This window comes from Mesorhizobium bavaricum (assembly GCF_056781655.1).
In genome coordinates, this window is the sequence record NZ_CM165566.1 from 1,321,260 (window position 1) to 1,343,065 (window position 21,806).

Below are 21,806 nucleotides of genomic sequence, written 5' to 3' on the forward strand. Positions count from 1 at the left end.
AGTTAATGCGCCCTTAACCTTCCCGCCGATAGTCTGAGACCCGAATCTGCCGGAGTGCGCCACGCACCCGCACGAAGCAATGACAGACGGGGAAGAGCATGCGTTCAGGGGCTTCAGCACCGCTCGCGCTGGCCGATACGGGGCACGGCATCCAGGCGTTCGCGCGGCGTCAGGTCGGGCGGCTGGTCGGTGCCGGACTGTTCGTGCTGGCCGCCTTCGGTGTCGCCAGCCTGGCCACCTGGAACGTCGCCGATCCGAGCTTCTCCCACGCGACGAACAACACCGTCACCAATGCCATGGGCTATGCAGGTGCTGTGTTCTCCGACCTTGCCATGCAGTTCTTCGGCCTGGCCGCCGTCGCGGCACTGGTTCCGACCGTCATCTGGGGCTTCCTGCTGTTTTCCGCGCGCGGCGTCGACAGGCTGCCCAGGCGCGGGCTGTCCTGGTTCGGTTTCGCGCTGCTGGCCGCCGCCATGGCCGGCTGCGTGGTGCCGCCCAAGACCTGGCCGCTGCCCACCGGCCTCGGCGGCGTGTTCGGCGACATGGTGCTGAAAATCCCCGGCGTTGTCATAGGCGGCTATCCGACTGGGCTGTTCGCCAGCATCATCGCCATCTTGCTGGCCGCACCGGCGCTGTGGCTTTTCGCCCACGGTTCGGCGCTGATCGGACGCAAGAACGGCTTCGCCGTGATGGAGGACGAGCCTGCCGCCGATCCGCGCGAGGACGATCTTTTGTTCGACAATGACGAGGATGAAGGCGACGAGGGCATCCTGGCACTCGGCGCGATCACCCACTGGTGGCTGTCGCTGCGCGCCTGGATGCACCGCCGCGCCGTGCGCCGCAGGCAGGAGCGGGACGAGTACGAGCCGGAGATGGAGCAGCGCTCCACTGCCTGGCGGCGCGCCGCCGAACGGGTCGAAACGGCTGAGTTCGCCGAATCGCGCATGAGCCAGGCTGGCCGTGCCCGCGTCGAGCCTGAATTCTTCGCCGCCATGGTCAACGACCGCAACGTTTCCGTCGATCCGGACGATGACGATATCTTCGGCGATCGCTTCGACAATGAAGGCGAAGATGCCGATCTCGACGATGAGCCCGTCATGCGACGCCGCGCGGCCCCGACGGCCAAGGTCCAGCAGTTCCGCTCCGATGCCGCCACGCGCGCCGAGGCGCCGGCGCCGCGTCCGGCTCCGGGTGCACGCGTCCAGCGTGAGGCGCAGACATCGCTGATCGGGTCGGAAAAGTTCGAAATGCCGTCGCTGCATTTCCTGTCCGAACCGAAGAACGTGGTGCGCGACGCCAGCCTGTCCAAGGACGCGCTGGAGCAGAATGCGCGCCTGCTCGAAGGCGTACTGGAGGATTTCGGCGTCAAGGGTGAGATCATCGCCGTCCGTCCCGGTCCGGTCGTCACGCTTTACGAACTCGAACCGGCACCCGGCATCAAATCGTCACGGGTCATCGGCCTGTCCGACGACATCGCCCGCTCGATGAGCGCCATCGCCTGCCGCGTCGCCGTGGTGCCCGGCCGCAACGCCATCGGCATCGAACTGCCGAACGCCAAGCGCGAAACGGTCTATCTCAGGGAGATCCTGGCGAGCCGTGATTTCGAGACGACCAAGGCCAAGCTGGCGCTGGCGCTGGGCAAGACCATCAATGGCGAGGCGGTCATCGTCGACATCGCCAAGATGCCGCACGTGCTGGTTGCCGGCACCACCGGCTCGGGCAAGTCGGTCGCCATCAACACCATGATCCTGTCGCTGCTCTACCGGCTGACGCCGCAGGATTGCCGGCTGATCATGATCGATCCGAAGATGCTGGAACTCTCGGTCTATGACGGCATCCCGCATCTGCTCACGCCCGTGGTCACCGATCCGAAGAAGGCGGTGGTGGCGCTGAAATGGACCGTGCGTGAGATGGAGGACCGCTACCGCAAGATGTCGAAGGTCGGCGTGCGCAACATCGACGGTTTCAACGCCCGTGTGCAGCAAGCCGACAAGAAGGGCGAGAAGATCTCGCGCACCGTGCAGACCGGTTTCGACCGCCAGACCGGCGAGGCGATCTACGAGACCGAGAACCTCGATCTCGAACCGATGCCCTACATCGTCGTCATCATCGATGAGATGGCCGACCTGATGATGGTCGCCGGCAAGGACATCGAGGGTGCCGTGCAACGCCTGGCGCAGATGGCACGCGCGGCCGGCATCCATGTCATCATGGCGACGCAGCGCCCATCGGTCGATGTCATCACCGGCACCATCAAGGCCAACTTCCCGACCCGCATCTCCTTCCAGGTGACGTCGAAGATCGACAGCCGCACCATTCTGGGCGAGCAGGGCGCCGAACAGCTGCTCGGCATGGGCGACATGCTCTACATGGCCGGCGGTGGCCGTATCCAGCGCGTGCACGGCCCGTTCGTCGCCGATGAAGAGGTCGAGAAGATCGTCGCGCATCTGAAGCTGCAGGGCGTGCCGGAATATCTGGACGCCATCACCGAGGACGACGGCGAGGACGACGACGAGCCGTCGGGCAAGGGCGGTTCCGGCGGTGGTGGCGGCAACAGCAATTTCGAGGATTCCGATGATCCTTACGATCAGGCGGTTTCCGTGGTGTTGCGCGACGGCAAGGCTTCCACCAGCTATATCCAGCGACGGCTCGGCATCGGCTACAACCGCGCCGCCTCGATCATCGAGAAGATGGAGAAGGAAGGTATCGTCGGCCCGGCCAACCACGCCGGCAAGCGCGAGATCCTGGTGCCGACCGAAGACGACAAGTTCTGACCAGAAGGCCCGACCCTTCGACATCTCCTGTCTGGCAACCTTGAGGCGTTCAAGGCGTTGAAGCGAATGAGGGGCGGCCGACCCGCCAAACTTCAGCCCAACTGGGGGCCCAAGCACTAGGGCAACTCAGGAATCAGATGAGAGTGACCGACATGAAAAACGATCCTTCAACGCTCAGCGATTTTGCCCCCACGCGGCGCCAATTGCTGGGCCTAGGGCTGGCGTTTACAGGGGCGGCAGCCTTCAACGTGATACCAGGCTTCCAGTTGCTGGCTTCGGCGCAGGCCGCCGTGCCACCTGCCGCACAGAAGATCGCCGACCATTTTTCCTCGGTCAAATCGATGAGCGGCGAATTTGTGCAATTCGGCCCCAAGGGCGAGCAGACCGGCGGCAAGTTCTTCCTCGAACGGCCGGGCAAGATCCGCTTCAATTATGACGGTTCCTCGAATTTCCGGGTGATCTCGGACGGCAAGTCGGTGGTCGTCCTGAACAAGAAGCTGAACACATCGGATCTCTATCCGTTGGCGAAGACACCGCTGAAGCTGCTGCTCGACGACAAGATCGACCTCTCGGGCGACCGTGTTAAAAGCGTCAAGCAGGAGGACGACCTCACCACCATCCAGCTCGCCGACAAATCGGTGTTCGGCAATTCGAAGATCACGATGATGTTCGATCCCAAATCCTACGAGCTGCGCCAGTGGACGATCACCGACGCACAGGGCAAGGACACGACGGTGATGATCTTCAACGTCAAGGAAGGCGTCAGTTTCGCCGCCGATACCTTCGCCATCGACTACACCGCGAATCGCGAAGTTAACACGAAGTCGCGCTAGCCTTTCATTGGCTGTGGAAAGTCGCGGGCTGTGCCTTGTCCGGCTCAGCCCGGCTTGTCTTTGCGGCTTGCGGCTGGCAGTTTCCCGGACTGACTCCGTCAAAAGGCGTCTTCCCCGTCAGGGCCCATCGGTTCTGGCTGGCCGTACGCTGCCCTGGATTGCCAAATGCCCTTTTCCATCGCCACCTGGAACATCAACTCCGTTCGCCTGCGCATGCCGATCGTCGAGCGCCTGCTTGTCGAGCACGCGCCTGATGTGCTCTGCCTGCAGGAAACGAAGGTTCCAGACGAACTTTTTCCCGAAAAAGCGTTCCGCAAGCTCGGCTACGAGCACATCGCCTTCCACGGCCAGAAGGGCTATCACGGTGTCGCGACGGTGGCGCGGCGACCGATCGAGGTGGTCGAGAAGCGCCGCTTCTGCGAGATCGAGGACAGCCGGCACCTGTCGGTGACGGTGCGGGCCGGCGGCAAGGCGATCCTGCTGCACAATTTCTACGTTCCGGCGGGCGGCGACGAACCGGACCCTGTCATCAACAGGAAGTTCAAGCACAAACTCGATTTCGTTGCCGAGATGAATGCCATCCGTGCCGAGCATGACGAGGTGTCCGGCTCTGTCCTGGTCGGCGACCTCAACATCGCCCCGCTCGAACACGACGTGTGGTCGCACAAGCAGCTGCTTAACGTGGTCAGCCATACGCCGGTCGAGACGGAAAATTTCGAGGCGATGCGGCTGGCCGGCAACTGGGTCGATCTGATGCGGCTCAACGTGCCGCACGAGCAGAAACTCTATACCTGGTGGAGCTATCGCGCGCAGGACTGGGAAGCCTCGGACCGCGGCCGGAGGCTCGACCATGTCTGGTCGTCGCCAAACCTTGTGCCTGATTTTACCGGCTACGAGATCCTGCGCCTGGCCCGCGGCTGGGAGCGCCCGTCGGATCATGTGCCCGTCATCGCGCGGTTCGATCTCGATTAAGCTGGCGTTGATATTCAGGTGATGCCGGCCTGACCTGAATCTCAACACACTTTGAAGCCTTCCTGGGATCGCCGTCAAATCTGCGTCGCGACCAGGCAGTTCAAACGGCGCGTTTCAAGTCTTCGTCTGTGTGCTTGTTGTTGTCCAAAGACTGCTGCGCAGGCAGGCATCCTGCCTTGTCAGCGCCATCCAGCAAATAGGGATGGTCGCGGCGGCGCGTCGACAACATGCGTTCAGCCGCTTCGATGATTTTCGGCGCCGGAACATTGGCGACCAGGCCGGCTGGACTTGCATGGCGTGCCTCAACCACGTCCACGTTGTTTGAAAGTGGCCGCCAACGGCGCATGTTGGCGCCGCCGCTGACGATAACCGTCGGCGTCATCACCGTGGCCATGAGATGTGCCGTACCGCCTTCGGCGCCAATGTAGAGATCGGCAAGTTCTCCAAGCGCCAGCAGAATATCGCTGACGTCGACATCCTCCACCGTGCCGGAATCGACAAGTTGCAACTTCGGCACGCGCTGAACCAGTTCAGCCACGTCGGGGCCATCACCGGGCGTTTTCACATAGATAAGATTTGCCCCGTCGGTGATCATACTGTCGGATATCGCGACAATTTGATCCGCTGTCATTCGTTTGTCGCCATCGCCATGCGCCGCAATGACGATCAATGGACCATGCCTGCCGCCGGCCAGGCGCGTGGCCGCCGCCCGTGCGGCCGGGGTGGGCTCCAGCCGATGATCGAAAGGCAACCGTCTCCCCGCAAGACGCTCGACAAGGCGATGGCAGCGCCATGCATTGTGCTCGGGGCGTGCTTCGGGTTTTCGGCCGGGAGGCCAGGACAGAGCGAAGGCTGGAAAGTTCGCTTCATAGGCGATCCCGCGTCCGAGCAGCGAGGCCCAGGTCTGAATCAGCCAAGGCGCCACGATGCGGAAATCGACAACAGCCACCCGCTCCTTGCCCTTGCGGTGGCTGGCCACCAGATGCGCCAGCGGTGTGCGTACATTGATGGCATCGACCAGGTGGTTAACATGGCGATTGAGCACATGTTCGAGGGTCGATGCCCCGGTGGTTCCGTATACGATGAAACTGCCGGGAAATGCCGTTCTGGCGGCCCGCAAAGCCGGGACTCGGATCAATCCATCGCCGAACGCGTCGTTCCGGGAATACAGGATAATCGTCTCGTAGCGAGCTGGCAGCATGCCGCTCCCCCCAAGGAGCTTGGTGGTGGCGGTGCCTGCTATGCCGCCCGCCGTCGAGGTTCTGTAGGATTTCACTCCTTGCCTGTCAACGGAACCTCGTCCCTCAGGTGTTGGCAGGGCGAGATGACCAACACGTCGCGCTTTAGGTCTTGTCTTCAAGCATGTCGTTCTCCCAAAACCGCTAAGCACTTTGGGCGACATGCATCAGCCGGAGAAGCGTGGCGCCAGTTCCTCGATGCGGCGGATCATCGCCTGAAATTCCTCGGAGATGCGCTTGTGCAGGTTGACAGCGATTTCCGGGTATTCTTCCAGAATGCGGCGGAACATCTTGCGGCTGAGCCGTATCACTTCCGAATCGATTTCGGCCGAGGCGCTGGTCAGCCGGTTGGTGTCGGCGATCAATGCCAGTTCGCTCAGGATCGTGCCGGGGCCGGCCGTGCCTATCGGGATGCGTTCGCCATTCTGCTCTCGATAGAGCACAATGCGCCCGCTGACCACGATATAGGCGGAATCGGCCTCGTCGTCCTCGCGGTAAAGCTTGTGGTTGGCAAGCAGCACGGTGTTTTCGGCGCCGAAGGCGAGCAGGCGCAACTGTTCCTGCGTGAAGCCCTCGAAGAGCCTCACGGCGGACAGGATGCGGATGTCGTCATCCAGCGCCATCTAGCTGTGTCCCCGAACGGTCAGTCCAGTCCCTCCTCTGCGGTACGATCCAAAACCCCCTCCAACTGGATCGTACCCCGAAAGCGGCCCCGCCCGATCGCTCATTGGATAATGAAATGTTTAAGGAACCAGCTTGTAGCCGCCGCTTTCTGTCACAAGAATTTCCGCATTGGAAGGATCGCGCTCGATCTTCTGGCGCAGCCGGTAGACATGGGTTTCCAGCGTGTGCGTGGTGACGCCGGAATTGTAGCCCCATACCTCCTCGAGCAGCACGTCGCGCGTCACCACCTTCTGGTCGGCGCGATAGAGATACTTGATGATCGAGGCCTCCTTCTCCGTCAGCCGTACCTTGCCGCCGCGCGGGTCGATCAGCAGTTTCTGGCTCGGCTTGAAGGTGTAAGGCCCGACCGAGAAGGTGGCGTCTTCGCTCTGTTCATGCTGGCGCAGTTGGGCACGGATGCGCGCCAGCAGAACGGCGAAGCGGAACGGCTTCGTCACATAGTCGTTGGCGCCGGCTTCGAGACCAAGGATGGTATCGGAATCGGTGTCGTGCCCGGTCAGCATGATGATGGGCGCCTTGTAGCCGCCCTTGCGCAGGATCTTTACCGCTTCGCGGCCATCCATGTCGGGCAAGCCGACATCCATGATGAGCAGATCGATGAGGCCTCCGCGCGCCGTGGCTACGCCTTTTGCCGCAGTCGCTTCCTGCAGCACGTCGAATTCCTCGTAGAGGGACAATTGCTCGACCAGTGTGCCGCGCAGGTCGTCATCGTCGTCGACGATTAGAATGGTGCGTGAAGTCATGGATCAATCCGTTGTTTTGAAAAGAAAATTCAGTTGACCGCTGCCTGTTTATGCGGAAGCTGACCGACACAACAGCCGATCACAGTGATTTGTTCCGTGGCACGATCATACAAGAAAAAACGCGATCGCAATGCAGCCGGCGCAATTTTGCGAAAAGGGCTGCGCGTGCTGACCGTGCGGGCAAGGCCCGGCAACCCAAGCCAGGGCCTGCTGCAGGCCGGCAGAACGGTGTTTGCCTGTGCCTTGGGACGGGGCGGCATCTCGGCCGACAAGCGCGAAGGCGACGGCGCCACGCCGCTTGGCCACATGCGAATCCTGTCGGGCTATTTCCGGGGAGATCAGTTCTCCAGCGGCCGCAGGACCCGTCTGGCGATGACGCCGATCGGGCCTGATCTGGGCTGGTGCGAAGTGCCTGACGACCGCAACTATAACAGGCCGGTCACGATTCCCTACGGCGCCAGCCACGAACGCATGCGGCGCGACGACCGGCTCTATGACGCCTGCCTGGTGCTCGACTGGAACCTGGCGCCACGCCGGCGTGGGCGTGGCAGCGCCATCTTCTTCCATCTTGCGCGCCCCGGTTTCACGCCGACGCAAGGGTGCGTGGCGGTGACGGCGCAAACGATGGCACGGCTGCTGCCGTTGTTGTCGGACAGGACCGTGATGAAGGTGGTGCGGTAAGGACTGTTGATATTCAGGTAATGCCTGATTCTCAACAGTCCTTCGAGCGTATCAATGGTTCGGTCGGCGCGGCGGCTGCCAGCCGATGTCGAGCAGGCCCAACCGGCCAAGCTCCCTGTCCATTGCGCGGGCGACGTCACGGCGCTTGGCGCCGATGTCGCGCAGTTGGCGATCGGAGAGATCCTCGACGTCCTGGTGGGCGACATCTTGGTGGGCGAGGCGTATGGCGATCCTGGCATGACGAAGCCAGTCAAGCACCGCGCGCAGCCAGACCGGCGTGGACGCGGGTGGGTTCAAAACGGTGACGGACATGATGTGCTCGGTTTCTCCGGATATCAAATCCGGCTTGATGGTGTTTCGATGAAAGCATCATGCCGCATTGAAATTTAAATGAGAAACGAGTAGTTCTTTCGGAACTATCAAATTTTATTTGAGGATAGCATGTCCCGCCTGCTGCCTGGAACCAGAGCGCTGAGGACGCTGGAAGCCGCCGCCCGGCACCTCAACTTCACCCGTGCCGCAGACGAGCTCGGCCTGACGCCGGCCGCGGTCAGCCATCAGATCAAGGAAATCGAGGATCAGTTGGGCATCGTGCTGTTCACGCGCACCAGCCGCACCATTCGGCTGACGGCGGCTGGCACGGTGCTGTTCGAGGCCTCGATAGATGCGCTCGACCTGCTTGGCCGGGCCGTGTCGCGGGCGCGCAAGCTGACGCGCGGCACGGCACTGCTGAAGGTTACGCTCGACGCGCAGTTCGCGTCAAAATGGCTGATGCGGCGCGTCGACGATTTTCGCCGGCGTCAGCCCAATATCGAGCTCAGGTTCGACATCGCCTACGAAGTGCGGGATTTCGACCTCGACGACGTCGATGTCGGCATCCGGTTCGGCCTCGGGAAGTACCCGGGCCTTCGCGCCCATCGCCTGTTCGACAACATCATCATTCCGGTGTGCAGTCCGGGCCTGCTGACCTCCGGTCCGCCGCTGCGCGAGCCACGCGATCTCTTCAGTCACACGCTTGCCCATATCGAATGGGCGCGACAGGGCGTGACATGGCCGAACTGGCGGATGTGGATGGCGGCGGCCGGCATCAACGATTTCGACGACAGCCGGACCATTGTGTTCAGAAACTCCACCGACGCCGTTCAGGCGGCGATCGAGGGCAATGCCGTCGCGCTCGCCGACTTCGCCATGGTGGCAAACGACCTCTCCGAAGGCAGACTGGTGCAGCCTTTTGAACTCGGCCTGCGGGTGGGGGCCGAGTTCGCCTATTTCCTGGTCTATCCGGAGAGCAGTGCCGACGACCCGCGCATCGTCGCCTTTCGCGAATGGATTCTCGAGGAGGTCGCCAGGACGCAGACCACTTAACCGTTTACCGGGCTTTGTGGCCGAGGATCATCCGGGTGTATTTTTCCCAGTTCCATTTCAGACGCCTGTAGAGAAGCGGATAGTTTTTCCCGCCAATGGACGTCTGGAACGTTCCGTTGTGGGTTCCTTGTTCGGCAATCGGCCGTTCGAACCACAGCATTTCAATTCCCAGTTCGTCGTCCATCTCTTCGATCTGGTGATCGATCACTTTGGATATCCGGTTCTGGGCGACCCAGGCGCAACGGGCTTCGGCGACCGGGCGCGTGATGAGATAGGAATCGGTGCATCTGCCATGCCGTGCCGGGTAGAGCCTGCGGCCTTTGCGCAATTTCCAGCTCGGCGTGTAGTAGTTGCCGCCATTGCCAAGAGAAATGACGGCCTTGCGTAAGGGATCACCGAATTCGGCCAGCCCTTGCCGGAACTTGGCGTTAAAGTCGCGGGCCAGGAACACATCGTCCTCGAAAACCAGGCAATAGGGCAGGTCGGTCTCGAGGAAGTCGCGCCAGATGCCGACGTGCTTCAGCGACAGCGAGACGCCCGCCGGGTGGACAAAGCCGGGGGCGATCAATTCATCGCGAATCTCCGGGGTGACGTCTGCCTGGTCCCATTCGGTGTAGAAGTAAACCGGCACTCCGCGCCGCTCGAACTCGCTGACGATGTGCCGGCGCCGGTCCTCGTAGCCCTGTTTGACATGGCAGACCCGGGTGAACACCAGTTCGCGGGGAAATCCGGAATCGTCTGCCAGCATCAAAGCACCGTCTCAGCTTGCTGTCGCACCGAACCAGCCGATCACCGCACCGATGATCAGCAGCACGCCGAGCCAGTGGCCGCCGTCGATGAGGGTCAGGTCCCAGCCGAAATTCTCATAGCGATGGTTGACCGAAAGCGTCGTGGCGACGAAGCCCAGCCAAAGCACGAAACCGAAGACAAGTCCGGCCAGCCATGTCGGCTCGCCGCCGGTCATCGCGCCGACGACCAGGGCCATTGTGTAGGCCATGACCAGTTCGGCAATGAAGCTGATGACGAAGGGCAGCGGCGACTTTTTCATTGTTGCCGGATCAAGCTTGGCGGCCTTCAGCCACGGCTTGCTCAGGCCCATGTACCAGGCGGCGCCGAACAACCATGCCACGACGGCGGCGGCGATCACCGCCAGCCAGTTCACTGCTTCAAAATCCATGAATAGCCCCCTCCGATGCGGATTTGATGGAACGCCTGTTCGGCGATGGCGTCAAGCAAACCGCCAGACGGTGGTGCGCTTGACCAGCGAATCCTCCAGTGCCCTCGTGACCGCCACTTCATAGACCGCTAGTGGTTCCAAGCCTGCCTTCGGCATATACGACCGGCCGGGATCGCCGACGAGGATATCCGCGCCGCGCGCCTTCAGCGTTGCAAACCATGGCATTAGCCGGTCGGCGAAGGATTTGTCGTAGAAAACATCGCCGGCTAGGATCACGTCCCAGCCCGCATCGGTGCCGATGCAATCCGTACCGAGGAATTTGATCCCGACGCCGTTGGCTTGCGCATTGAGACGGATCGCGGTCACGCAGAACGGATCGATGTCAGTGGCGATCACCTCGGCAGCACCTGCCTTGGCGGCGGCGATGGCGACAAGGCCTGAGCCGGAAGCGAAATCAAGCACACGCTTTCCCCGCACCGCGTCGGGATTGTCGATGACATAGCGGGCAAGGCCCTGGCCGCCGGCCCAGGCAAAGGCCCAGAAGGGTGGCGGCAGGCCGATCTCGACCAGCTCGTCCTCGGTCCGCTGCCACAAATCGTGCGCCTCGTCGGCAAGATGAAGCGCAATCTCCGGCACATGCGGCGGCGCCATCAGCGCCGTGTTGTCGAGGATGAATTGTTTCGCGCTGTCCGGCGTCAGCGCCGTCACGGAGCGGGTGTCAAGCCGCCCATGCGGCAGACTTCCTTCCATTCGGCCGGCGTTACCGGCTGCACGGAAAGCCGCCCGAGCCGCACCAGCGCCATTTCGGCAAGCTTCGGATTGGCCTTGACCTGTTCCAGCGTCGGCGGGTTCGGCACATCCTTGAAAGCGCGAATGTCGACGCATTCCCAGCGCGGATCGTCCGATGTGGTGTCGGGATGCGCAAGCGCGCAGACTTCGGCAATGCCAACCACGTTCAGCCCCTCATTGGAGTGGTAGAAGAAGCCGAGATCGCCGATCTGCATCGCCTTCATGTTGTTGCGCGCGGCATAGTTGCGCACGCCATCCCATTGCGTGCCGGCCTTGCCCTTCGCCTTCAGCGCCTCGAAGGAGAAGACCGAGGGTTCGGATTTGAAAAGCCAGTAGTTCATTCTTTTGCTCCTCCTTGCGCTCGCTCGCCAGCGACCAGGATTTAACTAGCCGCCGGCTTGTTGAACGTCCAGTTCCACTGGCGGATTTCGACGCTTTCGAACAGCCCAGCCTTGGCGTAAGGGTCGGCGGCCGAAAGGGCCTGTGCACCGGCCAAATCCGGCGCCTCGACGACCACGAGGCTGCCATTGGGCTTGCCTTCAGCGTCAAGGAACGGACCGGCGAAAGCCAGTTTCTTGTCGCCATTCAACCCTTCGAGAAAGGCGACATGCTCGGGCCGCGTGTCGAGGCGCACCTGCAGGCTTCCGGGTTTGTCCTTGCAAATCAGCGCAAACAGCATGGTCGTTCTCCTGGTCTTGGGATCACTGTCTTGGGGATCAATCGTTGGTTTCGGTCTTCAGCGGCCGGGTCATCAACGCCGTCACAGCCTGCCGGATGGTGATGGTGCCGTCCAGTATGGCTGCGACGGCGGCGATGATCGGCGCATCGATGTCGCGCTCGGTGGCGATGCGGGCGGCGATGGCGGCCGTCGGTACACCCTCGGCCAGCGGCAATCCGGCAAGCGGCTTGCCTTGCCCGAGCGCCAGCCCATAGGCGAAATTGCGCGACTGGGTCGATGAGCAGGTGAGCAGCAGGTCACCAAGGCCGGAAAGCCCCATCAGCGTTTCCGGCCGGGCGCCGAAAGCGGCGGCGATGCGCCGCAGTTCGACAAAGCCGCGCGTCACCATGGCGGCCTGGGCGCTGGCGCCGAGCCCGGCGCCGGTGACCGCGCCGGCGGCAATGGCGAAGACGTTCTTCAAGGCGCCGCCGATCTCGACGCCGATGAGGTCGTCACTCGAATAGCAGCGCAGATTCTCCGCCGAAAAGCGGGCGGCGAGGTCTGCGGCCAGGGCCTCGTCGCGGGCGGCGACCACCACCGCTGTCGGCAGGCCGCGGGCGACATCGGTGGCGAAGCTCGGACCCGACAGAGCGGCGACAGGATTTCGCGGCAGAATCTCCTCGACAATCGCCGACAGCAAGGCGCCGGTGTCGCGCTCGATGCCCTTGGCGCAGAGAACAAGCGGGATGCCGGCAGGCATGTGGACTTTGGCGACCGTCAAGGTTGCCCGCAGCGATTGCGCCGGCGTCACTGCCAGCACGCAATCGGCCCCAGCGAGGGCTGCCTTAATGTCGCTCGTCGCCTCGATGCCGGGCGCGATGGCGATGCCGGGCAGATAGCGCGGGTTCTGGCCCCGGCCGATCGCGGCGATGGTGTCCGGGTCGCGCGCGAACAGCCGTACCGAATGGCCGGCGCGCAGCATGGCCAGTGCCAGTGCCGTGCCCCAGGCGCCGCCGCCCAGCACGCTGACGCGCCAGCCGCTTTTTTCCTGGCCGCTCATGTCCCGATCAGTCATGCCTTGGCTCCGCGCCGGCCGGAGCCGACCATCGGCGTCGAGATGCTGTCCAGCGGCCAGCGCGAGCGCGGCACGAAGTCGAAGCCGTTCTCCTGCGCCATGCCTTCACGCAACCGCTCGATCCCGGCCCAGGCGATCATCGCCGCATTGTCGGTGCAAAGTTTGAGCGGCGGTGCGACAAAGGCGAAACCGGCCTCCGTGCACTGCCGCTCCAGCGTTGCCTTGATGGTGCGGTTGGCGGCGACTCCGCCCGCCACCACCAGCGCTGGATTTTTGGTGCCGGGAAATGTTTCACGAAAGCGCGCCAGCGCGCGCGCGACACGGTCGGCCAGAGCATCGGCGACCGCTGCCTGGAACGAGGCGCAGATGTCGGCGACATCCTGGTCGCTCAGCGGAGCAATGCCGGTTGCCGCCTGGCGCACGGCGGTCTTCAAACCGGAGAAGGAAAAATCGGGCTGGGCCGAGCCCTTCATCGGACGCGGAAAGGCAAAGCGCGACGCGTCGCCGGTTTGGGCCGCCTTTTCGACATTCGGCCCACCGGGATAGGGCAGGCCGAGCATCTTGGCCGTCTTGTCGAAGGCCTCGCCGAGCGCGTCGTCGATGGTGGTTGCCCAGCGCTGATAGTCGCCGACGCCGCGCACGGCGAGGATCTGTGTGTGGCCGCCGGAGACCAGCAGCAGCAGATAGGGAAATTCGAGCCCGTCGGTCAGCCGGGCGGTCAAGGCATGGCCTTCGAGGTGGTTGATGGCGATCAGCGGCTTGTTCGCCGCCGCAGCGATCGCCTTGGCGGTCATCAACCCGACGATCAGCCCGCCGACCAGACCGGGGCCGGCAGTGGCGGCAATCGCATCGATATCGGCAAGTTCTGTACCCGAATCGGCAAGGGCTGCCTCGACGATGCCGTCCAGCGCCTCGACATGGGCGCGCGCAGCGATCTCCGGCACGACGCCGCCGAATGCGGCATGTTCCTCGATCTGGCTGAGCACTATGTTTGACAGGATTCTTGGCGCGCCATCGCCGTCCAGTGCCACGACGCTGGCGGCGGTCTCGTCACAACTCGTCTCGATGCCCAGAACGCGGATCAATTCGTCGCTGTCCCAATAGATTGTATGTCAGGGCTTTCCGCTTTAGGAGGAAGCCCGGAAAAACCTCGCTGGCCGGGGGTTATCACGGACTGCATGCCATGCAAACAATCTTGAGAATCGGAACACGCGGCAGCCCCTTGGCGCTGGCCCAGGCGCATGAAACCCAGGCGCGGCTGATGGCCGCGCACGGCATGCCGGCGGAGGCGTTCGAGATCGTCGTTATCTCGACCAGCGGCGATCGCATCCAGGACCGGCCGCTGTCGGAAGCCGGCGGCAAGGGCCTGTTCACCAAGGAGATCGAGGAGGCGCTGCTGGCGGGCGGGATCGACATCGCCGTGCATTCTTCGAAGGATATGCCGACGCAACTGCCCGACGGTCTCGAACTCAGCGCCTTCCTGCCGCGCGAGGATGCGCGCGACGCCTTCGTCGGCAAGATGGCGAAGACCTTTGCCGCGCTGCCGCGCGGGGCGAAGATGGGCATTGCCGAACTGCCGCGCGGAGCGAAGGTGGGCTCGTCGTCGCTGCGGCGGCAGGCGCTGATCCGCCGGATGCGGCCGGATCTCGACTTGGTGATGTTTCGCGGCAATGTGCAGACGCGCCTGCGCAAGCTGGACGAAGGTGTCGCCGCCGGCACCATCCTCGCCTATGCCGGGCTGAAGCGGCTCGGGCTTGAGCATGTCGTCACCGACCTGATGCCGCTCGACAGCTTCCCGCCGGCACCAGGACAAGGCGCGATCGGCATCGAGACCCGCATTGGCGATCGCGATGTCGAAAAGATGCTGGTTGCCATCCATGATGTGCCGACCGGCCAGGCGCTCGCCTGCGAACGCGCCTTTCTTGCGGCACTCGATGGCTCCTGCCGCACGCCGATTGCCGGCTATGCGGCGATCGTGGCCGGAATACTGTCTTTCGCCGGGCTGATCATTTCGCCTGACGGCACGCAGTCGCACACGGTCGAGCTGCAGGGATCGGCACAGGATGCCGCCCGTATCGGCCATGAAGCGGCCTTGACGGTGCGCGCCAAGGCCGGTGAAAAGTTCTTCGACGGCTGGCTCTGAAATGCTTCGCGTCCTGGTGACGAGACCGGAACCGGGTGCTTCCCGTACTGCACAGCGGCTTCAGGACATAGGGTTTCAGGCGATCCTTCTGCCATTGACCGAAACGGCGACTTTGCCGGTCGATGCTAAACTGCTTCCAGGCGATGCCATCGCCGTTGCCGTTACCAGCACCAATGCCGTGCGCCATGCTCCAAGATGGGTCATCGCATCGCTTGCCGGTCTGCCCTGCCATGCCGTCGGCAAAAGGACGGCGGAAGCCGCGCGCGAAGCCGGTTTTTTGTCCGTCAGCGACGGTCCGGGCAATGCCGAAGCGCTTGCCGACAGTCTTGCCAGTGATTTCTCCGGGAATGCCATCGTCTATCTCTGTGGACGCGTGCGGTTTCCGGTGTTCGAACAAGAACTCAAGACGGCAGGCGTTCAGGTCCATGCCGTCGAGACATACGACACGCTAGCGGTGGGTTATTCGGACGAAGCCATCCTCGAGCGTCTGTCCGGCCAGCCCGCGGATGTGGTGCTGCTCTATTCGGCCCAGGCCGCCGCCGCGATGCGGGCCCTGTCCGGCCGGCCCGCTCTGCAAAAACTCTTTGAAAAAGCAAGGTTTTTCGCTCTTTCCGCACGCATCGCGGCAGCCCTCGACGATGCCGCCGAGGAAAGAATCCGCGTTGCCGCACAGGCGGATGAGGAAGCGCTGTTGGCACTTTTGCAGGCGCGGCTCTGAGCCGCGTCATCACACCGCCCCTTTTCACCGCTTGGTGATGTGCTAGACCCTTTCTGAACCATCATGCGCCGCCAGGCGTTGAGACGAAGCGAATTGTGCGGAGCCCAGGCATGGTCAAGACGCCGAAGATGCGACACTCGAAAAGCCGCCGCGAGCCGGTGACCATCGATCTCGAGCCCGGCGCCATCTCGCGCGTCGTCGACGAGGATGCCGCCAAGCCACAGGCTGGCGCCGAAGAAGCCCCAGTGGAGGGCGCCTCGCAAGCCGAGCTTCCCTCGGAGCCGGTGCATGCCGACCAGACCGATCTCGAGCCCTGGGAGCATGCCGACGCCCAGGCCGATTCGGAGCAGCCAGCAGCAACGGCAGCCAAGGATGGCACCGAAGCTGAATCCTCCTATCCCGGACCGTCCGATGCGCCGGCCGGTAAAACCAGAGCCTTCGACTACAATTTCGAGGATGCATCGGCGAAGCGCACCCAGACCGACGAAAGCAAGGCAAGAACCGAGACACGGGACGAAAGAGTGGCCCCAACACCTCCGGCAAAACGTGGCGGCCTGAACGGCGTCGCCGCCGGCATCATTGGCGGTGTCATCGCGCTGGTCGGCGCCGGTGGGCTGCAGTTTGCTGGCCTGCTCGGCGCGCCGGGATCCGGTTCCGGCGTCTCGCTCGACGGCGTCAACGGCGAGATCGCCGCGCTGAAGAGCGAAATCGCCGGCTTGAAGGAAGCCGGCGGCAACAGCGATGCAGCGGCCAAGGTGGATGGGCTGTCGGCGGCGCTCGATCAGGTCAAGACGGACGTTGCGGCGCTGAAATCGGCGGTCGAATCCGGTGGAGCTGGCGACAACGCCGGGCTCGCGGCGCTTGGCGACAAGGTCAAGCAGATCGAAACGGCGGTCGCCGCCCTCGGCAAGGCTGGCGGCACGGCGCCGGTCGATCTCGGCCCGCTCAACGAAAAACTGGCTGCTCTAGACGCCCTGGTGAAGTCGGCCGGCGAGGCGACGACGGCGCAGGATGGCCGGCTCACCGCACTGGAGCAGTCGGTCTCGCAGCTTTCTGGCAAGGTCGAGGCGGCGGCAGGACAGCCGAAGATCGCTCTGGCCATCGCCGCGTCGGCGCTCAAGGCGGCGCTCGAGCGTGGCGCGCCGTTCTCTGCCGAGCTCGAAACCTTTGCCGCGATTTCGCCGGACGCGCCGCAGCTCACGACGCTGCGCGCCTATGCCGAAAAAGGCGTGCCGACCCGCACCGAGATCGCATCGCAGGCGGATACCGCCGCCAATGCCATGGTCGCCGCGGCGACGCCCGTCGATGAGAATGCCGGCTTCCTGCAGAACCTTTTGTCGAGCGCGGAATCGCTGGTCAAGGTCCGGCCGATCGGTGCCGTCGAAGGTGCCGGTGCGCCGGAAACCGTCGCGCGCATGGAGGTGGCGGTCAAACAGGGCGACTATGCCAAGGCGCTCAGCGAATATGATACGCTGCCGGAAGCGGTGAAGGCCGCCGGTGCCGACTTTGCCGGCAAACTGAAAGCACGCATTGAGGTCGAAACCCAGGTCGACGCGCTGATCTCCGGCGCGATGAAGGCATGAGGGCAACACCATGATCCGCCTGTTGGCCTTCCTCTTCGTCGTTTTCGCGCTCGGGCTGGGCTTTGCTTGGCTGGCCGACCGGCCGGGCGACATGGTCGTCACGTTCAACGGCTACCAGTACCAAGTCAGCCTGATGGTGGCGGCGGTGGCCGTGGTTGCCGTCGTCGCCGCGGTGATGATCCTGTGGTGGCTGGTCAAGTCGCTGTGGAACAGCCCCTACACCATCTCGCGCTATTTCCGCGTGCGCCGCCGCGACCGTGGCTATCAGGCGCTGTCGACCGGCATGATCGCGGCGGGCGCCGGCGACGGCGCGCTGGCCCGCAAGAAGACCAAGGAAGCGGCCAAGCTGATCCGCTCCGACCAGGAGCCGCTGATCCATCTGCTCGAGGCGCAGGCGTCGCTGCTCGAAGGCGATCATGAAGGCGCGCGGCAGAAATTCGAGAGCATGCTCGACGATCCCGAAATGCGGCTGCTCGGCCTGCGCGGACTCTATCTGGAAGCCGAACGGCTCGGCGACCGCAACGCCGCCCGGCACTATGCCGGGCGCGCGGCCGTGATGGCGCCGCAACTGGCCTGGGCGGCCGAATCGACGCTGGAAGAATTGACCGCGCGCGGCGACTGGGACGGCGCGCTGAAACTGGTCGACGCGCAGAAGTCGACACGGCAGATCGAGCGCGACGCCGCCAACCGCCGCCGCGCCGTGCTGTTGACGGCCAAGGCACAGGCACTTGGCGATAGCGATCCCGCTGCCGCCAGAACCGCGGCGATCGAGGCCAATCGGCTGCAGCCGGACTTCGCGCCCGCCGCCGTCGCTGCCGCGGCAGCGCTGTTCAAGCAGAACGATGTGCGCAAGGGCTCAAAAATCCTCGAGGCGGCGTGGAAGGCCGAGCCGCATCCGGAGATCGCCGAACTCTACACCCATGCACGGCCGGGTGACGCCGTGCTCGACCGCCTCAACCGGGCGAAGAAGCTGCAGGAGATGAAGAAGAACCACGCCGAGTCGTCGATGACGGTGGCGCGTGCGGCGCTCGACGCGCTCGATTTTTCGACCGCGCGCCGTGAGGCCGAGGCCGCGATCCGGATGGACCGCCGCGAGGGCGCCTATCTGCTGCTGGCCGACATCGAGGAGGCCGAGACCGGCGACCAGGGCAAGGTGCGGCAGCTGCTGTCGAGGGCGGTGCGGGCGCCGCGCGATCCGGCCTGGGTCGCCGATGGCGTCGTTTCCGAGCGCTGGGCGCCGGTGTCACCGATCACCGGCCGGCTCGACGCCTTCGAATGGCGAGCACCGATGGAGCGGCTTGGCCAGCTGATCGACAGCCATGACGATGCCCCGGCCGTCGCCGTGCCGGTCATCGAAGCGCTGGCAAAGCCGGCGAGCGAGAGGCCCGTCGAAGTGATCGATGACACTGGCCAAGGCGCGCCCGCGGGCAAGGACGCCGAGCGCCACGAGGATGATGTCCGACCGGTAACGGCGGCGGCCTTCGCCGCGGTGCCGACTGACGCGGAAGCCGTCGAGCCGGCCGAGGAGCATGCGCGGCTGCCGGACGACCCCGGCGTCGATCCGGACGAGGAAGCGGAAAAATCGCCGCGCCGGTTCCGGCTGTTTTGATTTGGGCCGGCCGTCTGGCCGTTGGGGATGGATCTATGTTTGAACGCGTTCTGTCGTTTCTCAGGGATTTGCCGGCCGCCGCCGGCGCGCATACCAGCACTGATGATCCGCGCATAGCGGCTTCGGCGCTCCTCTATCACGTCATGAATGCCGATGGGGTGCGCCAGGATGTCGAGTGGGAGCGGTTCAAGGCGGTACTGGCCGAGAGCTACTCGATCAGCGGCGCCGAACTCGAAGCGCTCGTCGCCGCCGGCGAGCGGGCCGACAATGAAGCGATCGATCTCTATGCCTTCACCAGCGTCTTGAAGCGCCACCTCGACGCCGACGCACGCAAAGCCTTCATCGGCCTGATGTGGGAGATCGTCTATGCCGATGGAGAGCTGCACGAACTGGAGGACAACACAGTCTGGCGCGTCGCCGAACTGATCGGCGTCGAACGCCGCGATCGCGTCGAGGCGCGCCGCAAGGCGGCGGCACACGCGCCCAATGCCACCGGAACATCGAGCGACGAATAGACGGGATTTCGCCTGCCCATGCCGCGCCAAACGAGTTCGAAGCCAAAGATCCTGATCGTGCTACATCAGGAGAATTCGAGCCCCGGACGCGTCGGTCACATGCTCATGGAAGAGGGCTTCGAGCTCGACATCCGCCGGCCGCCGCTTGGCGATACCTTGCCGGAAACGCTGGACGGCCACGCCGGCACGGTGGTGTTCGGTGGGCCGATGAGCGCCAATGATGAGGACGAGTTCGTCCGCCGCGAGACCAGCTGGCTGGAAATACCGCTGAGGGAGAACCGGCCGTTCCTCGGCATCTGCCTTGGCGCGCAGATGCTGGTCAACCATCTTGGCGGCAAGGTCGAGGGTCACGGCGAAGGGCTGGTCGAGATTGGCTGGTATCCGCTGAAGGCGACCGAAGCCGGCAAGAAACTGATGCACTGGCCGGAGATGGTCTATCAGTTCCATCGCGAGGGCTTTTCGCTGCCCAGGGATGCGACGCTGCTGGCGACGGCCGAGACCTACCCCAACCAGGCCTTCCGCTATGGCGACAATGCCTGGGGCATCCAGTTCCACGGCGAGCTGACCAGGGTGATGATGCAGCGCTGGGTGGTGCGCGGCGCGCATCGCTTCGAATTGCCGGGCGCGCAGCCCGGCCGCGATCATCTCGGCGGCCGGCTGATCTGGGACATGCATCTCAAGCGCTGGCTGGACGAGTTCCTGCGGATGATTTTCGGCAAGCCGGCAGTGCGATAAGGGTCAGAGCCGTTCATCGTTTCACGGAAACGCCGAACCGCTTCATCTCTTTGCTTGACGCAATTCCGGACGGAAAACCGCTTCACACTTTTCCGGGAATTGCTTCAATTTCGCCCGTTGAGGTGGCGCACCTTGCGCAGCTGCGGGAACAGCACCATCCACAGGCCGGCGACGGCGATGGCGCCGATGCCGCCGACCACGACGGCCGGGACCGTGCCGATCAGTGCCGCCATCGTGCCGGCGCGGAATTCGCCGACTTCGTTGGAGGCGCCGACGAAGACCTGGTTGACGGCATTGACGCGGCCACGCACATGATCGGGCGTCCACAGCTGGATCAAAGTCTCCCTGATGTACACGCTGAACATGTCGGTGGCGCCGAGGAAGGCGAGTGCGACGATCGACAGCCAGGTGATGGTCGACAGGCCGAACAGCACGGTGAAGGCGCCGAACGCCGCGACGAAGCCGAGCATGATCATGCCCGCATGGTTACGGATCGGATGGCCGGCCAGCCAGATGGCGACGCAGATGGCGCCGACGCCCGGCGCCGAGCGCAGCAGGCCGAGTCCCCAGGGGCCGAGCTGGAGGATGTCGCGCGCGTAGATCGGCAGCAGCGCCGAGGCGCCCGACAAAAGCACCGCGAACAGATCGAGCGAGATGGCGCCCAGCACGATCTTCTCGCTCCAGATATAGCTGAACCCACCGAACAGGTTCTGCAGCGTCGGCTTTTCGGTCTCCGTGCGTTGCGAAGGCTTCGGGATGGTGAAGATCAGCAGCCCGGAGGCCAGCATCAGCACGGCGGCGGTGCCGTAGGCCACTTCCGCCGACACGCCATAGAGCAGGCCGCCGGCGACCGGACCGACAATGGTCGCCGTCTGCCAGGCCGACGAATTCCAGGCTATGGCGTTGGCGAAATCCTCCGGCGGCACCAGATTGGCGAACAGCGAGGCCGAGGCCGGGCCGAAGAAGGCGCGGGCGACGCCGAACATGGCGAGCACGGCGAAGATCGGCAGCGGTCCGCTGATGCCGTGCAGTGTCAGAAACAGCAGTGCCAGTGCGCACATCGCCTCCACCACCACCGCCAGCGCCATGATCAGGCGGCGGCCGAAGCGGTCGGCGACGACGCCGGTGACCAGCACCAGCAACAGCGACGGCAGGAACTGGACGATGCCGACCAGGCCGAGATCGAGGGGATCGCGGGTCAGGTCGTACATCTGCCAGCCGACCGCGACGGACACGATCATGGTGGCGAATGTGGTGAGGAAACGCGCCGCCCAATAGCTCAGGAAGGAGCGGTGGCGGAACGCGGCATAGCGCTGGTCCGGCGACGTTTGTGCGGCAGTCATGGATCGAGGCCCCGTTGCGATGGTATTGGAGCGACGTGCGTCCAATTGGACGCACAAAGTACGCTCCAACACTGTTTGGTTGTCGCATCGTGCTTTTCCGAAAATCGGAACCGATTTTCGGGCCGATGCGATAGCCGGCGGGGCACTTCCCGGATGGGTGCTGTTCCGGCC

Annotated in this window: 23 protein-coding genes; 11 read left to right on the forward strand and 12 right to left on the reverse strand. The window is 63.9% G+C overall.

Features of this window, described 5'->3' with window-relative positions; translation table 11 throughout:
• The first annotated feature begins 98 nt into the window (after positions 1-98).
• From AC1RZR_RS06425 to AC1RZR_RS06435, 3 genes are all read left to right on the forward strand, one after another.
• Positions 99-2,774, forward strand: a complete 2,676-nt coding sequence (locus AC1RZR_RS06425) for a DNA translocase FtsK (protein ID WP_481828003.1) — start codon at positions 99-101, stop codon at positions 2,772-2,774.
• 152 nt (positions 2,775-2,926) lie between these two features.
• Positions 2,927-3,607, forward strand: coding sequence for an outer membrane lipoprotein carrier protein LolA (locus AC1RZR_RS06430; protein WP_481829029.1), 681 nt, complete (start codon positions 2,927-2,929; stop codon positions 3,605-3,607).
• A gap of 165 nt (positions 3,608-3,772) precedes the next feature.
• Positions 3,773-4,579, forward strand: coding sequence for an exodeoxyribonuclease III (locus AC1RZR_RS06435; RefSeq protein ID WP_379094610.1), 807 nt, complete (start codon positions 3,773-3,775; stop codon positions 4,577-4,579).
• Between the two features lie 100 nt (positions 4,580-4,679).
• On the opposite strand, the gene AC1RZR_RS06440 is transcribed toward AC1RZR_RS06435, so the two are convergent.
• From AC1RZR_RS06440 to AC1RZR_RS06450, 3 genes are all read right to left on the reverse strand, one after another.
• Positions 4,680-5,855: a glycosyltransferase family 9 protein gene (locus AC1RZR_RS06440; protein ID WP_481828004.1), complete on the reverse strand. Its 1,176-nt coding sequence runs from the start codon at positions 5,853-5,855 to the stop codon at positions 4,680-4,682.
• Between the two features lie 129 nt (positions 5,856-5,984).
• A complete protein-coding gene (locus AC1RZR_RS06445; RefSeq protein ID WP_477268927.1) occupies positions 5,985-6,440 on the reverse strand; it encodes a Crp/Fnr family transcriptional regulator in 456 nt (151 codons plus the stop codon).
• A 120-nt stretch (positions 6,441-6,560) separates the two neighbouring features.
• Positions 6,561-7,244: a response regulator transcription factor gene (locus tag AC1RZR_RS06450; protein ID WP_477268928.1), complete on the reverse strand. Its 684-nt coding sequence runs from the start codon at positions 7,242-7,244 to the stop codon at positions 6,561-6,563.
• A gap of 144 nt (positions 7,245-7,388) precedes the next feature.
• Here AC1RZR_RS06450 and AC1RZR_RS06455 point away from each other — a divergent pair, with 144 nt between their 5' ends.
• On the forward strand, positions 7,389-7,925 hold the full coding sequence (locus AC1RZR_RS06455; RefSeq protein WP_481829030.1) for a L,D-transpeptidase family protein: 537 nt from the start codon (positions 7,389-7,391) through the stop codon (positions 7,923-7,925).
• A 51-nt stretch (positions 7,926-7,976) separates the two neighbouring features.
• Here the strand turns inward: AC1RZR_RS06455 and AC1RZR_RS06460 are convergent, their stop codons facing one another.
• The gene (locus AC1RZR_RS06460) at positions 7,977-8,237 is read right to left on the reverse strand and encodes a hypothetical protein (protein ID WP_481828005.1); all 261 of its coding nucleotides are present in this window, start codon (positions 8,235-8,237) and stop codon (positions 7,977-7,979) included.
• 129 nt (positions 8,238-8,366) lie between these two features.
• On the opposite strand from AC1RZR_RS06460, the gene gcvA reads away from it, so the two are divergent.
• A complete protein-coding gene (gene gcvA, locus AC1RZR_RS06465; RefSeq protein WP_481828006.1) occupies positions 8,367-9,290 on the forward strand; it encodes a transcriptional regulator GcvA in 924 nt (307 codons plus the stop codon).
• A gap of 4 nt (positions 9,291-9,294) precedes the next feature.
• On the opposite strand, the gene AC1RZR_RS06470 is transcribed toward gcvA, so the two are convergent.
• The 7 genes from AC1RZR_RS06470 to tsaD are packed head-to-tail and all read right to left on the reverse strand — an operon-like array spanning position 9,295 to position 14,071.
• Entirely contained in the window at positions 9,295-10,038 is a 744-nt protein-coding gene (locus tag AC1RZR_RS06470; protein ID WP_481828007.1) for a glycosyltransferase family 25 protein, read from the reverse strand.
• Positions 10,039-10,050: 12 nt separating this feature from the next.
• Positions 10,051-10,467 (reverse strand): DUF1761 domain-containing protein, encoded by a 417-nt coding sequence (locus AC1RZR_RS06475; RefSeq protein ID WP_477268932.1) that lies wholly within the window; start codon positions 10,465-10,467, stop codon positions 10,051-10,053.
• Positions 10,468-10,518: 51 nt separating this feature from the next.
• Positions 10,519-11,118, reverse strand: coding sequence for a class I SAM-dependent methyltransferase (locus tag AC1RZR_RS06480; RefSeq protein WP_481829031.1), 600 nt, complete (start codon positions 11,116-11,118; stop codon positions 10,519-10,521).
• Positions 11,119-11,171: 53 nt separating this feature from the next.
• Positions 11,172-11,597 (reverse strand): EVE domain-containing protein, encoded by a 426-nt coding sequence (locus tag AC1RZR_RS06485; protein WP_256751992.1) that lies wholly within the window; start codon positions 11,595-11,597, stop codon positions 11,172-11,174.
• Positions 11,598-11,638: 41 nt separating this feature from the next.
• The gene (locus AC1RZR_RS06490; protein WP_379094626.1) at positions 11,639-11,935 is read right to left on the reverse strand and encodes a YciI-like protein; all 297 of its coding nucleotides are present in this window, start codon (positions 11,933-11,935) and stop codon (positions 11,639-11,641) included.
• A gap of 37 nt (positions 11,936-11,972) precedes the next feature.
• Positions 11,973-12,989: an NAD(P)H-dependent glycerol-3-phosphate dehydrogenase gene (locus tag AC1RZR_RS06495; RefSeq protein ID WP_481828008.1), complete on the reverse strand. Its 1,017-nt coding sequence runs from the start codon at positions 12,987-12,989 to the stop codon at positions 11,973-11,975.
• Complete coding sequence (gene tsaD / locus AC1RZR_RS06500) at positions 12,986-14,071, reverse strand: tRNA (adenosine(37)-N6)-threonylcarbamoyltransferase complex transferase subunit TsaD (protein WP_481829032.1); 1,086 nt, start codon at positions 14,069-14,071, stop codon at positions 12,986-12,988. Before tsaD ends, AC1RZR_RS06495 begins: the two co-directional genes overlap by 4 nt.
• Before the next feature lie 101 nt (positions 14,072-14,172).
• Between tsaD and hemC the strand changes: the two genes are divergently transcribed.
• The 6 genes from hemC to AC1RZR_RS06530 all read left to right on the forward strand — a co-directional run bounded on the left by hemC (position 14,173) and on the right by AC1RZR_RS06530 (position 20,292).
• Complete coding sequence (hemC, locus tag AC1RZR_RS06505) at positions 14,173-15,132, forward strand: hydroxymethylbilane synthase (RefSeq protein WP_481828009.1); 960 nt, start codon at positions 14,173-14,175, stop codon at positions 15,130-15,132.
• Position 15,133: 1 nt separating this feature from the next.
• Positions 15,134-15,850, forward strand: coding sequence for a uroporphyrinogen-III synthase (locus AC1RZR_RS06510; RefSeq protein ID WP_481828010.1), 717 nt, complete (start codon positions 15,134-15,136; stop codon positions 15,848-15,850).
• Positions 15,851-15,960: 110 nt separating this feature from the next.
• A complete protein-coding gene (locus AC1RZR_RS06515) occupies positions 15,961-17,433 on the forward strand; it encodes a COG4223 family protein (RefSeq protein WP_481828011.1) in 1,473 nt (490 codons plus the stop codon).
• Positions 17,434-17,443: 10 nt separating this feature from the next.
• Positions 17,444-19,042, forward strand: a complete 1,599-nt coding sequence (locus AC1RZR_RS06520) for a heme biosynthesis protein HemY (RefSeq protein ID WP_481828012.1) — start codon at positions 17,444-17,446, stop codon at positions 19,040-19,042.
• Between the two features lie 35 nt (positions 19,043-19,077).
• A complete protein-coding gene (locus AC1RZR_RS06525) occupies positions 19,078-19,557 on the forward strand; it encodes a tellurite resistance TerB family protein (protein WP_477268938.1) in 480 nt (159 codons plus the stop codon).
• An 18-nt stretch (positions 19,558-19,575) separates the two neighbouring features.
• Positions 19,576-20,292, forward strand: coding sequence for a glutamine amidotransferase (locus AC1RZR_RS06530; protein WP_477268939.1), 717 nt, complete (start codon positions 19,576-19,578; stop codon positions 20,290-20,292).
• A gap of 104 nt (positions 20,293-20,396) precedes the next feature.
• Here AC1RZR_RS06530 and AC1RZR_RS06535 read toward each other — a convergent pair whose 3' ends face one another.
• Complete coding sequence (locus tag AC1RZR_RS06535; RefSeq protein WP_481828013.1) at positions 20,397-21,635, reverse strand: MFS transporter; 1,239 nt, start codon at positions 21,633-21,635, stop codon at positions 20,397-20,399.
• Positions 21,636-21,806: the final 171 nt, after the last annotated feature.